At 72.2% G+C, this 13,996-nt stretch carries 12 protein-coding genes; 8 read left to right on the top strand and 4 right to left on the bottom strand.

Annotation, left to right across the window (positions count from 1 at the left end; genetic code table 11):
- Positions 1-527: 527 nt before the first annotated feature.
- Together ACYVF7_RS34390 and ACYVF7_RS34385 are read right to left on the bottom strand one after the other, a co-directional pair.
- Entirely contained in the window at positions 528-1,058 is a 531-nt protein-coding gene (locus ACYVF7_RS34390; RefSeq protein ID WP_460358264.1) for an FHA domain-containing protein, read from the bottom strand.
- A gap of 105 nt (positions 1,059-1,163) precedes the next feature.
- A complete protein-coding gene (locus ACYVF7_RS34385; protein WP_460348921.1) occupies positions 1,164-2,339 on the bottom strand; it encodes a cytochrome P450 in 1,176 nt (391 codons plus the stop codon).
- Between the two features lie 24 nt (positions 2,340-2,363).
- On the opposite strand from ACYVF7_RS34385, the gene ACYVF7_RS34380 reads away from it, so the two are divergent.
- Positions 2,364-3,188, top strand: coding sequence for an alpha/beta hydrolase (locus ACYVF7_RS34380; protein WP_460348919.1), 825 nt, complete (start codon positions 2,364-2,366; stop codon positions 3,186-3,188).
- On the opposite strand, the gene ACYVF7_RS34375 is transcribed toward ACYVF7_RS34380, so the two are convergent.
- Positions 3,170-3,721, bottom strand: a complete 552-nt coding sequence (locus ACYVF7_RS34375; RefSeq protein WP_460348917.1) for a hypothetical protein — start codon at positions 3,719-3,721, stop codon at positions 3,170-3,172. The two genes, ACYVF7_RS34380 and ACYVF7_RS34375, sit on opposite strands and share 19 nt — an antisense overlap.
- A 170-nt stretch (positions 3,722-3,891) precedes the next feature.
- On the opposite strand from ACYVF7_RS34375, the gene ACYVF7_RS34370 reads away from it, so the two are divergent.
- Positions 3,892-5,481, top strand: a complete 1,590-nt coding sequence (locus ACYVF7_RS34370) for a serine/threonine-protein kinase (protein WP_460348914.1) — start codon at positions 3,892-3,894, stop codon at positions 5,479-5,481.
- A gap of 25 nt (positions 5,482-5,506) precedes the next feature.
- Here ACYVF7_RS34370 and ACYVF7_RS34365 read toward each other — a convergent pair whose 3' ends face one another.
- Complete coding sequence (locus ACYVF7_RS34365; protein ID WP_460348912.1) at positions 5,507-6,943, bottom strand: KamA family radical SAM protein; 1,437 nt, start codon at positions 6,941-6,943, stop codon at positions 5,507-5,509.
- A 100-nt stretch (positions 6,944-7,043) separates the two neighbouring features.
- On the opposite strand from ACYVF7_RS34365, the gene kdd reads away from it, so the two are divergent.
- The 6 genes from kdd to ACYVF7_RS34335 all read left to right on the top strand — a co-directional run bounded on the left by kdd (position 7,044) and on the right by ACYVF7_RS34335 (position 13,973).
- Entirely contained in the window at positions 7,044-8,069 is a 1,026-nt protein-coding gene (kdd, locus tag ACYVF7_RS34360; RefSeq protein ID WP_460348910.1) for an L-erythro-3,5-diaminohexanoate dehydrogenase, read from the top strand.
- Entirely contained in the window at positions 8,066-9,661 is a 1,596-nt protein-coding gene (gene kamD, locus ACYVF7_RS34355) for a lysine 5,6-aminomutase subunit alpha (protein ID WP_460348908.1), read from the top strand. Before kdd ends, kamD begins: the two co-directional genes overlap by 4 nt.
- Complete coding sequence (gene kamE, locus ACYVF7_RS34350; RefSeq protein WP_460348906.1) at positions 9,658-10,485, top strand: lysine 5,6-aminomutase subunit beta; 828 nt, start codon at positions 9,658-9,660, stop codon at positions 10,483-10,485. The genes kamD and kamE overlap by 4 nt, the downstream gene beginning before the upstream one ends.
- Positions 10,482-10,883: a 3-aminobutyryl-CoA ammonia lyase gene (kal, locus tag ACYVF7_RS34345; protein WP_460348904.1), complete on the top strand. Its 402-nt coding sequence runs from the start codon at positions 10,482-10,484 to the stop codon at positions 10,881-10,883. Before kamE ends, kal begins: the two co-directional genes overlap by 4 nt.
- Positions 10,884-11,552: 669 nt before the next feature.
- Positions 11,553-13,217 (top strand): apolipoprotein N-acyltransferase, encoded by a 1,665-nt coding sequence (gene lnt / locus ACYVF7_RS34340; RefSeq protein WP_460348902.1) that lies wholly within the window; start codon positions 11,553-11,555, stop codon positions 13,215-13,217.
- Positions 13,218-13,229: 12 nt separating this feature from the next.
- Complete coding sequence (locus ACYVF7_RS34335) at positions 13,230-13,973, top strand: polyprenol monophosphomannose synthase (RefSeq protein WP_460358262.1); 744 nt, start codon at positions 13,230-13,232, stop codon at positions 13,971-13,973.
- Positions 13,974-13,996: the final 23 nt, after the last annotated feature.

Here is a 13,996-nt window from a genome sequence, read left to right as displayed (position 1 = left end):
CCGCCGGGGGCGGCCTGGAGGTCGGCACCGGGCAGACCGGCGCGGCGATCACGCCGCCGCCGGGAACGCCGGCGACCGTCGCGCACCACGTTCGGCGGGTGGCGGCGTCCACGTTCGAGCACGGCTTCATCCACGCGATGCGGCCGACCTTGGCGCTGCCCATCGCCGTGATCATGGTCGGCGCCGTCTCGTGCGCCCTGGTACGACGCCGGCCGACGCCAGGCCCGGCGCTCCGGAGACCGTCGACGTGGGCACCTCGGCATAGCACCCGGAAGGTGGCGCGGCCTGGTCGGACCGGGCCGCGCCTGACCGCCCACGGTGGCGTTCTCGCCCCACCGTGTCAGCGGAGCACCCGTAGGGGACGTGCGTCAGTGCTCGCGCTTGGGGAGGATGCGCTTGACCGCCAGGGCCGCCGAAACGACGGTGAACGCCGCCAGGCCCACCCACACGGCCTGCATGCCGAGCCGCGGTCGGTCGGGCTTACACCCGACCGATCCACCCCGACCGACCTCCCGGCGAGGCCGGATTCAGCCCGCGGTCAGGATGAACCGCTGCCGGCCGAAGGCGATCTCATCGCCGGGGCGGACCCGGGTCGGGCCGGAGATCCGGTATCCGTTGACCTGGGTGCCGTTCATCGATCCCAGGTCCGACAGCAGCCAGGTGTTCCCGGTCCGGCGCAGCTCCGCGTGGAGCCGGGAGACGGTCAGGTCCGCGACCACGAACTCACACGTCGGCGCCCGCCCGATGACCAGGCGCACTCGATCGCGCGGGGGCAGGACGAACCTGGGGAGCCGCGGGGCGCGCCAGGCCGCCTCGACGCGGGCCGTCATCGACGACAGCGAGGAGACGACGCCGGTCAGGCCGCGCACGATGCGGTTGCCCGGCGGCAGGTCGTGGACCAGCTGGGACAGCTCCGCCTGGGTGCGCGCCTGAAGCGCGGACTCGACGCGGCGCTCGAACGTCTCATGCGACAGCCGGCCCTCGGCGGCGCGGTCGCGGAGCACCCGGAGGACACGGTCGCGATCTTCGTCCGAAGCGCGTACCGGCAGGCCCTCCATGACAGGAAGTATCGGGTCCGAAAAGTCCCTTGTCCAGCAACGCCCCGCCGCCGCCCGTCAGGGCGCTGCGGAAGTAGATGATCTACAATGTAAAGCCGGTTGGCTTTACGAAATCTTCAAAGGACCGTCCCACGCGACGTCCAGGGTGGAGGGCTTCCGGAAGACCAGTCCCTCCGGTGCGGCGGCACGGGTCAGGCGAAGGCCCGGCAGGCGCAGCAGCGCGCCCAGGAGGGTCGTCGTCTCCATGCGCGCCAGGTGCGCGCCGAAGCAGAAGTGCGGGCCATGCGCGAACGCCAGATGCCGGTCGACGTCGGCCCGCCGGAGGTCGTACCGGTCCGGATTGGCGAAGACGGCCGGATCCCGGTTGGCGGCGGCGATCGAGACGCGGACGAGGTCGCCCGCGGCGATGCGGGCGCCTCCGAGAGTGACGTCCTGGGTGGCGTAGCGGTCCACCACCGAGGCGGCGGGCTCCAGCCGTACCGACTCCTCGACGGCGGCGGGGAGGAGACCCGGCTCGTCGCGCAGCATCCTCACCACGTCCGGACGGCTCAGCACGTGCAGGACGGCGTTCGTGATCATGCCTTCGGTCGTGTCGATGCCGCCGAACATCAGCACCGCCGCGTTCGCCACGACCTCATCCGTCGTCAGGTCGCGGGCGGCGGTGGCCAGGAGCGGGGGAACGCCGTCCGCAGGTGTGACTCCGCCGTCGGCGAGCGCCGCTTCGACCTTCGCCCGCAACCGCGTGTACGCGTCCGTGGCGTTCGCCGGACGGCCGGCGGTGATCGCCGAGACCGCCGTGACGAACGCGTCGTACCACGACCGTACGGTGGCGGCCGTGACGTCCCGCAGGCCGAGGGCCTCGGTGACGACCGCGACGGCCAGGGGCCCGGCGAGGTCGGCGCGGACCTCGGCGTGCCCGCGCGCCGCGACCGCCGAGATCAGCCGGTCGACCTCGCTCTCGACGAACGCCGTGAAGCGGGCGCGGGTCTCGGCGGGCCGGAACCGCCGGGCGAAGGCGTCACGGTGGCGCGTGTGCTCCGCTCCGTCGAGGGAGAGCATGCTCGTGCCGACCACCTGCGCCGTCGAGAAGCGCGGATCGTCCACGGTGAACGTCCGGGCGTCGCGCATGACCCGGAGCGCCAGATCGTGCCGCGTGACGAGCCAGCCGTCGAAGTCCGGAATCCACGAGACAGGCTCGGCTGCGCGCAGCCGGGCCAGCGCGGGATGCGGGTCGGCCTGCAATTCTTCGAGGGTGACGGCGGCACCAACAGTAAAGTCCACGCGTACAGACTAGGCTCGCGCCTTGTGTCGATCTTGACCCGCCGCAGCGTTCTCATCACCGGCATCGGCGGAATCGCCGCGCTCGCGGGTGTCGGCACCGCGTACGGCCTCGTCGAGGAGGATGTGCTGCCCGGTCGCTACCGGCTGGCGCCGTACCTGGGGAAGTGCGGGACGATGCCGCCGCTTCCGAAGGTCGCCCCCGGCGCGGTCCAGCAGGTGCGCTTCTCGGCGAACGGCGGCACGGCGCGGGTCGTGATCGGATATCCCGCCGGCGTGACGAAGAACCTTCCGGTCGTCGTGCTGCTGCACGGCTCGGACGGGGACGCCCGGACGCCGTTCGACGTGTACGGCATTCAGTACTTCCTCGCCGACGCGGTGCGCAGGGGCGCCGCCCCGTTCGCCGTGGCCGCGATCGACGCCTGGGCCGACGCGCAGTGGCGGCCCGCACCGGTGATCACGCGCGACCTGCTGCCCTTCCTCCGCGACCACGGACTGCCGACGAGCCGGATCGGGCTTCTCGGCTGGTCGATCGGCGGCCGTGGCGCTCTGCTGCTCGCGTCCTCCCTGGGGGCCGACCGGGTCGCCGCGGTGGCGGCGGCCTCGCCCGCGCTGACGCGCTCGGACGACGCCGCGCCGGCACCCGCGCTCGCAGGCGTCCCGGCGTCCCTGACCTGCGGGCGCGACGACCCGTTCGCCGCGCCGACCAGGGATCTGCTCGCCCGGCTTCGCCGCGCCGGCCGGGCCGAGGTCACCGGCGGCATCCACGCCGGCTGCCACGACGCGGCGTTCCGCCGCCGCATGCTGCCGGACCAGGTCGCCTTCCTCGCCCGTCACCTCTCGCGCGCGTGACCTTCCGAGGCGCGGGCGCGCAGGTCGCGGATGGCGGCCAGGACCTCCGCGCGGTTGCCGGCGGTCTTGATCCAGGCGGGGAGGCGTTCGACGAGGCTGCCGGACCCCGTGTACGGGTGGCGTTCGCGCAGCCGTGCCGTGACGTAGCCCTCCAGCACGTCCAGGTGGGCGGTGTTGTAGGCCCACAGGGTCCGCCCGCAGCATCGGCGGGACAGCCACAGCGGCAGTCCGAAGAACGGGTCGTCCGGGCCGGTCAGGCGCGGTACGGCCAGCGGGGGACCGCCGGCGAAGTACAGGTCCGCGTCGCCCTTCCGGGCGGGCCGCGGGGACCAGTCGCGGGTGTGGCCGCAGCCGGGGCAGGTCAGGCGGTGCGGCTCGGTGAGGCGTGCGACGGCGTACCGCTGGCACGCCCGGTGGTCGGGGTGGATGGTGACGTGCGCCCGGCCGGCGCAGCGCGGGCAGACCACGAGGATCTCCTGGGCGAAGTCGAACAGCCGCCACCCTCGGTCCCGGAACCGCTCGTCGACGCGCACACCTCATGATCGCAGGTCGGTCTCCCGGCCCCGGCCGGTGGGCGCCGGAACCGGTCACGGACCGCTCATCGGTGGTGATCGAGAGTTGCCGGAACGCGGCCCGTGATCGCTAGGATCGCCCGGACGCACGGATGGCGTGCACGAGCAGAGCATCACGGAGTGGCCCGACCATGGAGGCACTACGCGCCGGCGATCCGGCGGAGACCGGAGGGTACCGGCTGCTGGCCCGGCTGGGCGCCGGTGGGATGGGGCAGGTCTACCTCGGGCTGTCCCCGGGTGGCCGCCACGTCGCGATCAAGGTGATCCGCAGTGACTTCGACAGCCCCGAGGCGCTGGCGCGGTTCCGCCGCGAGGTGGCGACCGTAGGGGAGTTGCGCAGCCCGTTCACGGCGGCGCTGGTCGGCGCCGGCCTCGACGCGCCCCCGTACTGGCTGGCCACCGAGTACGTGCAGGGACCGACCCTTTCGCAGGCCGTGGCGCGGTACGGACCGCTGCCCGTCGCGACCTGCCTGCGGCTGATGGCCGCGCTCGGCGAGGCGCTCGCGGACGTTCACGCGCGCGGGGTGCAGCATCGGGATCTCAAGCCGCACAACGTCATCCTCGCCCCGGACGGCCCGCGTCTGATCGACTTCGGTATCGCCCGGGGCGACGACCAGACGGCGATCACGCACACCGGCGCGGCGGCGGGCACGCCCGGGTATCTCGCGCCGGAGGTGATCCAGTGGCAGCGGATGAGCCCGGCCGCCGACGTCTTCGCACTGGCCGGCACGATCGCGTACGCGGCGACCGGACGCCCGCCGTTCGGCGTCGGCGACGTGCACGCGGTGATGTACCGCACCGTTCACGCGCCGGTCGACGTCGCCGGGGTCGAGCCGGGCCTGGCCGGGCTCATCGCGCGGTGCGCGGACAAGGATCCGGCGGCGCGGCCCGCCGCGGGGCAGGTGCCGGCCCTCTGCGGCGTCCAGGGACCGATCGCCGACGACCCGGCATACCGGCGGCTGCTCGAGCTGACCGAGGTCCCGCCGCCGGACCTTCCGACCGCGGTCGCCCACGGTTTCGTCCCGTCCGGTCACGGCCCGACGACCACCCGATCGGTGCCGGCCGTCCGTTCCCGCCGGACCCTGCTCGGAGTGGTCGGCGGCGGTGCGGCGGCGGCCGTGGTCGCGGGCGTGCTGCTCTTCCAGTTCGCCCCGGGCCTCGGCGACAAGGGCGGCACCCACTCGGGGCGGGCCGGGACCGGCGGCCGCTCCCCGGGCACCGGCGCCGGCTCCTCGGGCACCGGCTCGCCGACCCGGCCGACGACCGCCGGGAATCCCACGGACGTCTTCTCCAAGGAGACCGACCCGGACTTCGACGCGCTCGCCTGGTCCGGCGGTCGGTGCACACCCGCCGTGCGCACCGAGGGCTCGTCGGGTGCGCTGGGACTCCAGTGGTCGGCCCCCCGCGAACCGGCGAAGCCGAAGACCAGCGCTGACGTCGCGCTCCGGGCGCAGAACAGCGCGCCCGGCGGCTACTACGTCGCAGCCGAGATGCGTCCCCCGGTCGCGCTGCGCGGTAACCACGTCACCGGGGTCGTCAAGACCCGGCCGGTCCGGGTGAAGGGATCGGACTGGGTGACGCTGCACTATCCGCGGGACTTCACCCAGCCGAAGGACTGGGCGTACGACCTGCAGACCGGCGACTGGACGGTGATCTGGTACCACGTCCACCCGAACGGGGACGCCTACTACATCGGCTGCGACGGGTTCGCGGTGTCCTGAGGGCCCGCCCCCGCGGGGCCCTCAGTCAGTCCGTGATCAGGGCCTCGGAGGCCGTGCGGCTGGCGGCGGCCAGGTCGGCGGCCTTGCCGGGGATCTCGCGGGCGTGCGCGCGCCACCAGGCCTGCCCGGCCTCGGGCAGGGTGTGGATGGGGTCGTAGTACTCGTAGCGCCGGTTGAGGGCTTCCGGGTCGTCGCTCTCCAGGGCGGTCCGGTAGTTCTTGGTCCAGTAGGAGATGCCGCGCTCGGTGTCGTACTCGGCGACCTGGTGCACCCAGCGCTTGCCGACGTACGGCACGTCGCAGACGATGCGGGGCGTGGCGAAGCCGGGCAGGTAGCCCATGATCCCGTGCTGCAGGCGCTGTGCCTCGCCGAGGGACAGCCGCCAGTGCTCGCTGAACGGGATCATGTCGCACAGGTAGAAGTAGTACGGCAGCACGCCGTTGTCCTGCAGCGCGAAGCACAGGTCGAGGAGCTCCTCGACGGTGGTGTTGACGCCGCGCAGCAGCACGCCCTGGTTGCGCACGTCGCGGACGCCGGCGTCCAGCATCGCCCGCGCGGCCTTGGCGACCAGCGGGGTCATCGACTGGGCGGCGTTGACGTGCGTGTGGATCGCCAGCTGCGCGCCCCGGGAACGCGCCTTGGCGGCGAGGCGCTCGACCCCGGCGCGTACGTCGTCCTGCAGCCAGTGCTGGGGCAGGCCCATCAGCGCCTTGGTGGCCAGCCGGATGTCGCGGATGTTGTCGATGTCGAGCAGCTGGTCGACGAAGGACTCCAGGCGCGCCCACGGCATGTTGGCCACGTCGCCGCCGGAGACGACGACGTCGCGGACCTGCGGGGTGCGGCGCATGTAGTCCAGCATCGTCTCGACCCGGTCGGGCTGCTTCAGCGTGAACTTGTGCTTGTCGATCTGCGGGGTGGAGTTGCCGACCAGGTCCATGCGGGTGCAGTGCCCGCAGTACTGCGGGCAGGTCGGGAGCAGCTCGGCGAGCACCTTGGTCGGGTAGCGGTGGGTGAGGCCCTCGACCGCCCACATCTCCGCCTCGTGCAGCGAGTCGCGGCTGGCGACCGGGTGGGAGGGCCAGTCGGTGCGCCGGTCGCTGAACACCGGGAGCATGTAGCGGCGCACCGGGTCGGCGTAGAACGCCTCCGTGGAGCTCACGTCCATCGTGTTCAGCATCTGCGGCGGCACCAGCATCGACATGGTCGCCCGCTCGCGCTGGTCACGTTCCAGGTCGGCGTAGAACTCCTCGCTCAGCAGGTCGCCCATCAGCTGGCGCAGCTGGCGGAGGTTCTTCACGCAGTGCGAGCGCTGCCACTGTGCCGACTCCCACTCCGCGGTGGTGACCTCACGCCAGCCGGGGAACCGCCGCCAGTCGGGCTCGACGAGCTCGTGGTGACGGTAGGCGTACGGCTGCGGGTGCCCTCCGGGCGCGTGCGCGGACTCTGCGGCGACAGCGGTCACAATGCCCTCCAGGATGAACTCTTGCGTTAGCCTGACGATACGAGAAATATTCTTCTAGAGCCAAGCGTACCCAGAAGATTTTCCGTCAGCGAGGTGAGGGATGAGAAGTTCTCCGGTCGGTCTGCACCGGGTCGCCGAACCGCCGGGCGTGCTGCCGCAGGCGGCCGGCCGCCTCGACACCGACCCCCGTGTCCACGACGACGAGGTACGGCTGCGGGTCGAGCGGCTCAACCTGGACGCCGCCTCGTACCGGCAGTTGCACACCAAGCACGGCGGCGACCCCGGCCGGATCCGCGCCGAGGTCGCCGAGATCATCGAGACGCGCGGGAAGATGCACAACCCGGTGACCGGTTCGGGCGGCATGCTGATCGGCGTCGTCGACGAGGTCGGCCCCCGTTCCCCGCTCGGCCTGCGGCCCGGCATGCGCGTGGCCACCCTGGTCTCCCTGACGCTCACTCCGCTGAAGATCACCGACGGCCTCGCCCGCTGGGACGGGCGGAGCGAGCAGGTGCCCGCCGAGGGGCACGCGATCCTGTTCGCCCGCTCGATCGCCGCAGAGTTGCCCGCCGACCTGCCGCCCGAGCTGTCCCTGGCCGTCCTCGACGTGTGCGGCGCACCCGCCCTGACCTCCCGCGTCGTCGGCTCGTACGCATCGCCGACCGTGGCGGTGCTGGGCGCGGCGGGCAAGAGCGGATCACTGTCGCTGGCGGCCGCACGCCGCGCCGGCGCCAAGCGGACCGTCGGCGTCGTGCCGAACGAGACCGAGGCCGCGCGGCTGCGCGCCTCCGGCCTGGCCGACGAGGTCGTGCTCGCCGACGCCCGCGACCCGATCGCGCTCGCCGACGCCGTCGGCGGCACCGGGGCCGACGTCACGGTCGTGTGCGTGGACGTTCCCGGCTGCGAGCACGGCGCGATCCTGGCCACGGCGTCCGGCGGCACCGTGATCTTCTTTTCGATGGCCACGTCGTTCTCGGCCGCGGCGCTCGGCGCCGAAGGACTGGCGGCCGATGTGACCATGCTGATCGGAAACGGGTACGTCCCCGGTCACGCGGAGTTGGCCTTGGACCTGCTGCGCGCCGAGCCGAGCCTGCGCAAGATCTTCGAGGACCGGGTGGAGACGGAATGACGAAACTGGATCTTGACCCCCAGGTGGTGCGCAAGGCCCGGGCGCTGGCCGAGCGCGCCGCCCGGCCGGTGATCGAGATGGCCCGCACCCACACGACCGTGTCCGTGGAGCGGGCGCAGCTGCGGCTGGCCGGCCTGACCGGCGCGGACTCCGACGGTCTGCCCTGGGTCAACCACCTCGTCGACGCCGTACGCGACCAGGTGGGCCTGGAGCACGGCGTCGCGCTGCCGGTCTTCGACGCCCTGCTGCGCGAGTCGTACGAGGACCTGGGCGACCTGGCGCGGGCCGCCGCGCTGGGCGCGGTGACCTTCCGCCTGCCGGCCGGCGGCGACGCCGACGCGGCCGCCGAACTCGCCCGCTGCTCGGCCCGGCGGGGCATCGGCCAGATCGACGCGCGCCGCGCCGAACGCGACGCGATGCTGCGCCTGACCGGCGACCCCCGCCAGCCCTGGATCTACCTGATCGTGGCCACCGGCGACATCTACGAGGACATCCCGCAGGCGCAGGCCGCCGCCCGCGAGGGCGCCGACGTCGTCGCCGTGATCCGCTCCACCGGCCAGTCGCTGCTGGACTACGTGCCCGAGGGCGCCACCCGCGAGGGGTACGCCGGGACGTACGCCACGCAGGAGAACTTCCGGCTCATGCGGTCCGCGCTCGACGACGTCTCCCGCGAGCTCGGCCGGTACGTCCGGCTCACCAACTACGCCTCGGGGCTGTGCATGCCCGAGATCGCCACGCTCGCCGGGCTCGAACGCCTCGACATGATGCTCAACGACTGCATGTACGGCATCATCTTCCGCGACATCAACCCGCGGCGGACCTTCATCGACCAGCGGTTCTCCCGGCAGATCCACGCCCGCGCCGGCATCGTGATCAACACTGGCGAGGACAACTACCTCACCACCGCCGACGCCGTCGACGCCGCCCACACCGTCGTCGTCAGCCAGCTGCTGAACGAGCGGTTCGGCACGGAGGCGGGCCTGGCCGACTGGCAGCTCGGCCTCGGCCACGCCTTCGAGATCAATCCGGCGATCCCCGACTCGTTCCGCCTGGAGCTGGCCCACGCCCAGCTTGTACGGGAGCTGTTCCCGGACGCGCCGCTGAAGTACATGCCGCCGACCAAGCACATGACCGGCAACATCTTCGCCGGCTACCTGCTGGACGCCTTCTTCAACCTCGCCGGCGTGATGACCGGCCAGTCGATCATCCTGATCGGGATGATGACCGAGGGCATCCACACCCCCTGGTTGTCCGACCGCGACCTGGCTCTGGAGAACGTCCGGTACGTCCGGGACGCCTGTGGCGCACTCGCCGAGGACTTCGTCCCGCGCCCGGACGGGTTCATCGTCCGGCGCGCCCGGCAGGTGCTGTTCGAGTCCGTCGACCTGCTCGAGCGGATCTGCGACGACACGCTGCTGGCCGCGATCGCCGACGGGACCTTCGGGGTGACCCGCCGGCCCGCCGACGGCGGCAAGGGCCTGGACGGCGTCGTCGAGCGCGCCGACGGCTACCTCAACCCCGTGCTGGAGATCCTGGAGTCGGAGGACCCGCACGCCGCAGCCGTCCCGACGACCGCAGGGAGCGCAGAGTGAAACCGCAGGACGCCACCAGGACCGACCGGCCCGACGTCCAGGACCTGCCCTCGATCATCCGGCCGTACGGCGACACGACCGGCGACGCGATGGTGCAGGTGTCGTTCACCCTGCCCGTGCCCGCCGGGAAGCGCGCCGAACTGGCCGCCCTGCAACTGGCGGGGAAGATGGGCCTGGATCCGGCCAGCGTCGTGCATTCCAAGGCGATGGGGCCGAACTTCACGTTCTTCATCGTGTACGGCAAGGTCAACCACCTCATCGACTACGTCGGCATCGAGGTGCCCGAGGGCCGGGAGTACCCGCTGCTGTCGGGCAAGGAGATCGACCTGGCGATCCGCACCGTTCTGAACCGCCGCATGGTCGTCGTGGGGGCCTGCATCGGCACCGACGCGCACACCGTCGGCATCGACGCGATCCTCAACGTCAAGGGGTTCGCGGGGGAGAAGGGCCTGGAGTACCACCGCGAGATCCAGGTGATCAACATGGGCGCCCAGGTGACCGTCGAGGAGCTCGTCGAGCGCGCCAAGGCCGAGGACGCCGACGCCGTGCTGGTCTCCCAGGTCGTCACCCAGAAGAACGCCCACATCCACAACACCAAGCAGATGGCCGCGGCCTTCCACGCCGCCTACCCGACCGCGGTCGGGCCCGGCATGGGACGGCCGCTGCTCATCGCGGGCGGGCCGCGCTTCGACACCGTCACCGAGCAGGAGCTCGGCGTCGACCGCATCTTCGGCAAGGGCACCACCCCCGGCGAGGTCGCGAGCTACCTCGTGCACGCCCTGCTGCCCAGCTGGACCCCTGAGAACCCCGCGGAGGGCGCATGACCAGACCGGATCCGCGCGTCGGCCTGACCGTCACGCATCGCCGGTACGTCCCCTACGCCCACGTCCACTACGGCGGCGACCTCGTTGACGGCGCTTACGTCCTGGGCATGTTCGGCGACGTCGCCACGGAGGTGTGCATCCGGGACGGCGGCGACGAGGGCCTGTTCGCCTCTTACGACGACGTGCAGTTCCGCGCGCCGGTCCGCGCCGGGGACGTCCTGGAGGCGACCGCGACGGTGGTCCGGGCGGGGCGCCGCAGCCGCACCCTCGCATTCGAGGCGCGGGTCGTGTGCCGGGCGCGCCCGGACAAGGGCCCGTCCGCCGCCGAGGTCCTCCCGGAGCCGATCGTCGTCGTGACCGCCACCGGAACGGTCGTCCTACCGCACGACGGAACGTGAGCCGCGGACCGACACGCGATGAACGGCGCGGATCCGGGGGATTTCCAGGTCCCGTCACGGTACCGCTGACCTGCGGATACGCGGCAATCCGCAGGTCGGGGCCGCCTTGACATCGCTACGGATCTCGATAGGTTGCCTGAACGTCCACCGCAGGACTGACCGGTCGGCCGACCGGGGCGCCGCGAATCTTGCGCCGCGACGGGGGTTGCGAGCACGCGCCGGCTCAGGCGCCCATCCGTCCGTGCCAGACGCAGGATCACGCGCCCGCCCAAGGCCGGAGCACCCCGGCCGGCGGGGGGTGGAACTCGGTAAGGGCCTGGGCACCCATCAGACAACGGACTACGCGCTCGCCGCCGACGAGACGGGTCCGGTTCGAAGGGAGCGCCCGGGTCCTCTTCCGTTTTCGCCTCTTTGTGTTCCGCCGGCCTCGGTCCGTTTCCGCCTCACGTTCCGCCGGCCTCGGTCCTCTTCCGCGCCCTTGTGTTCCGCCGGCCCGGGTACTCTGCGTTGACCGGCGGGGGCCTCTCGTACGGCCGCCTTCCACCCGGCGTCGATCTTCCGCATCCCCGGGCGCTGCGGCTTCTGCCCGGAAGTGGGATCATCCTTGGAAGCGGCCTGCCCGTATACCGGGTAGCGTTCCGCCGAGGGTCCGACCTGATGAGGAGTGCCGTGGCGTCAGAGATGCTCGCCGAGAAGACGCCCGCCGCCGCCGAACGCGGCCGGGCGTCGCGAGTTCCGGCCTGGCTGCCGCGCCCGGCGGGCGTGGTGCTGGCCGGTCTGCTGCTGGCGGCGGCGTTCCCGCCGATCGGGTGGTGGCCGCTGGCACCCGTCGCCACGGCGATGCTCGCGCTGCTGTTCCGAGGCCGCACCTGGCGGCGCGGCCTCGCGCTCGGCATGCTGTTCGGCCTGGCGTTCTGCTTCCCGACCTTCGAGGGCCTGCGGCCCGTCGGCCTGGACGCGTGGATCGCGCTGAGCATCTTCGAGGCGCTGTACTTCGCGCTCCTGGGCGCCGGCCTCGCCCTCGTCACCCGGCTGCCCGGCTGGCCCGTGTGGACGGCCGCATTGTGGATCACCGAGGAGCTCGTCCGGGGCCGGGTGCCGTTCGGCGGGTTCCCCTGGGCGCGGCTGGCGTTCAGCCAGAGCGCTTCACCCCTCACCGGCTACGCCTCGGTGGGCGGCGCCCCGCTGGTCAGCTTCGTCACCGCGCTCATCGGCGGGCTGCTGGCCGCGACGGCCCTGCTCCTGTGGCGCCGCCGGACCGCCGCCGCGCATCCCGATGCCGTCCACGAGGACGCGATCGCCGACACTGACGCTGACGCCGCCGAGCCCACCACCGGCGATCCCGCGCCGGGCACGGCCCCGGGTCGCCCGCTCCGCTGGGTCGCGGTGGCGCTGGCCGGCGTGCTCGCGCTCGGGCTGGTCGGCATGTTCGTCCCCCGCCCGACCGGTGGCCGCAAGGTGACGGTCGCGGTCGTGCAGGGCAACGTGCCCCGCGCCGGCCTGGACTTCCTCGGCCAGCGCGAGGCCGTCCTGAACAACCACGCCCGCGAGACGCACCGGCTGGCCGAGCAGGTCCGCGCCGGGAAGCTGCCCCGGCCCGACCTGGTCATCTGGCCGGAGAACTCCAGCGACCTCGACCCGTACGCCGACGACCAGGCCCGCGGGGTGATCGACGCCGCGGTCCGCGACATCGGCGTGCCCGTGCTGGTCGGCGCCGTCATCGACGCGGGCGACGGCGAGCACGTCGAGAACCGCGGGATCGTCTGGAGCCCCACCACCGGACCCGGCGCCTACTACGTCAAACGCCACCCGCTGCCGTTCGGCGAGTACATCCCGATCTTCCGGGGCCTGCTGAAAAAGCTCATCACCCGTTTCGATCGGGTTGGGGAATTCGTCAAGGGCCGTTCACGCGGATCCCTTCAGCTCGGTCCGGTGAAAATCGGAGACGTCATCTGCTTCGAGGTGGCCTACGACGGACTCGTGCGGGATGTCGCCGACGCCCCACTGCTCGTCGTCCAGACCAACAACGCCACATTCGGGAAGACGAGTCTGCCGCCGCAGCAGTTCGCGATGTCGCGGATGCGCGCGATCGAGCACGGGCGCAGCGTGCTCGTGGCCTCCACGAGCGGAATCAGCGGCATCATCGCCCCGAACGGCAAGGTTCTGACGCAGTCAAAGGAATTCACCCCGGATCTTCAGGTGCGCAGCGTGCCGCTGCGCACCTCGCGTACCCTTACTGATCATCTGGGTGCCGCGCCGGAGTGGGTGCTGGCGCTTCTGGGATTCGCGGCCGCGGTCGCCGCCGGCTGGAGAACACGGACGAGGAAGGCCTGACCGGTGCAGATCATGGAGGACATCGGGCGGGTGCTCGTGATCATCCCGACGTACAACGAGCGGGAGAACATCGAGAGCATCGTCGGCCGGGTGCGCGCCGCCGTGTCCGAGGCCGACATCCTGATCGCCGATGACAACAGTCCCGACGGCACCGGAAAGATCGCCGACGGGCTCGCCGACGACGACGAGCGGGTCCACGTCCTGCACCGGGCGGGCAAGGAAGGCCTCGGCGCGGCGTACATCGCCGGTTTCCACTGGGGGATCGAGCACGGCTTCGACGTGCTCGTCGAGATGGACGCCGACGGTTCCCACCAGCCGGAGGAGCTGCCCCGGCTGCTCAGCGCGCTCGGCGAGGCCGACCTGGTCATCGGCTCGCGATGGACCCGCGGCGGAACGGTGGAGAACTGGCCGATCAACCGCGAGATCCTGTCGCGGGGCGCGAACCTCTACGCGCGGATCATGCTGGGTTTCCCGGTGCGCGACTCGACCGGCGGATACCGTGCCTACCGCGCGACCACCCTGCAGAAGATCGGCATCGACGACGTCACGTCGCAGGGCTACTGCTTCCAGGTCGACCTGACGCTGCGCACGGTGCGAGGCGGCCTGCGGGTGACCGAGGTCCCGATCCGGTTCGTCGAACGCACCCACGGCGCCAGCAAGATGAGCCGTGCGATCATGATCGAGGCGTTCACGCGGATCGCCCAGTGGGGCTTCGCCTACTGGCTGGGCCGCCTCACCGGCCGCGGCCGGCGCTGAACCACGCCCAGCGGTTCGGGCCG

Source organism: Actinoallomurus acanthiterrae (assembly GCF_054775715.1).
Note: the sequence above shows the minus strand (reverse complement) of the source record. Positions and strands in the feature narration are given on the sequence as shown.

Bases quoted from the DNA above. Each gene is read 5' to 3' on its own strand.
- kamD (WP_460348908.1), top strand. From the start codon at position 8,066: ATGACGAAACTGGATCTTGACCCCCAGGTGGTGCGCAAGGCCCGGGCG.
- ACYVF7_RS34370 (WP_460348914.1), top strand. From the start codon at position 3,892: ATGGAGGCACTACGCGCCGGCGATCCGGCGGAGACCGGAGGGTACCGG.
- ACYVF7_RS34335 (WP_460358262.1), top strand. From the start codon at position 13,230: ATGGAGGACATCGGGCGGGTGCTCGTGATCATCCCGACGTACAACGAG.
- ACYVF7_RS34390 (WP_460358264.1), bottom strand. From the start codon at position 1,058: ATGGAGGGCCTGCCGGTACGCGCTTCGGACGAAGATCGCGACCGTGTC.
- kdd (WP_460348910.1), top strand. From the start codon at position 7,044: ATGAGAAGTTCTCCGGTCGGTCTGCACCGGGTCGCCGAACCGCCGGGC.
- kal (WP_460348904.1), top strand. From the start codon at position 10,482: ATGACCAGACCGGATCCGCGCGTCGGCCTGACCGTCACGCATCGCCGG.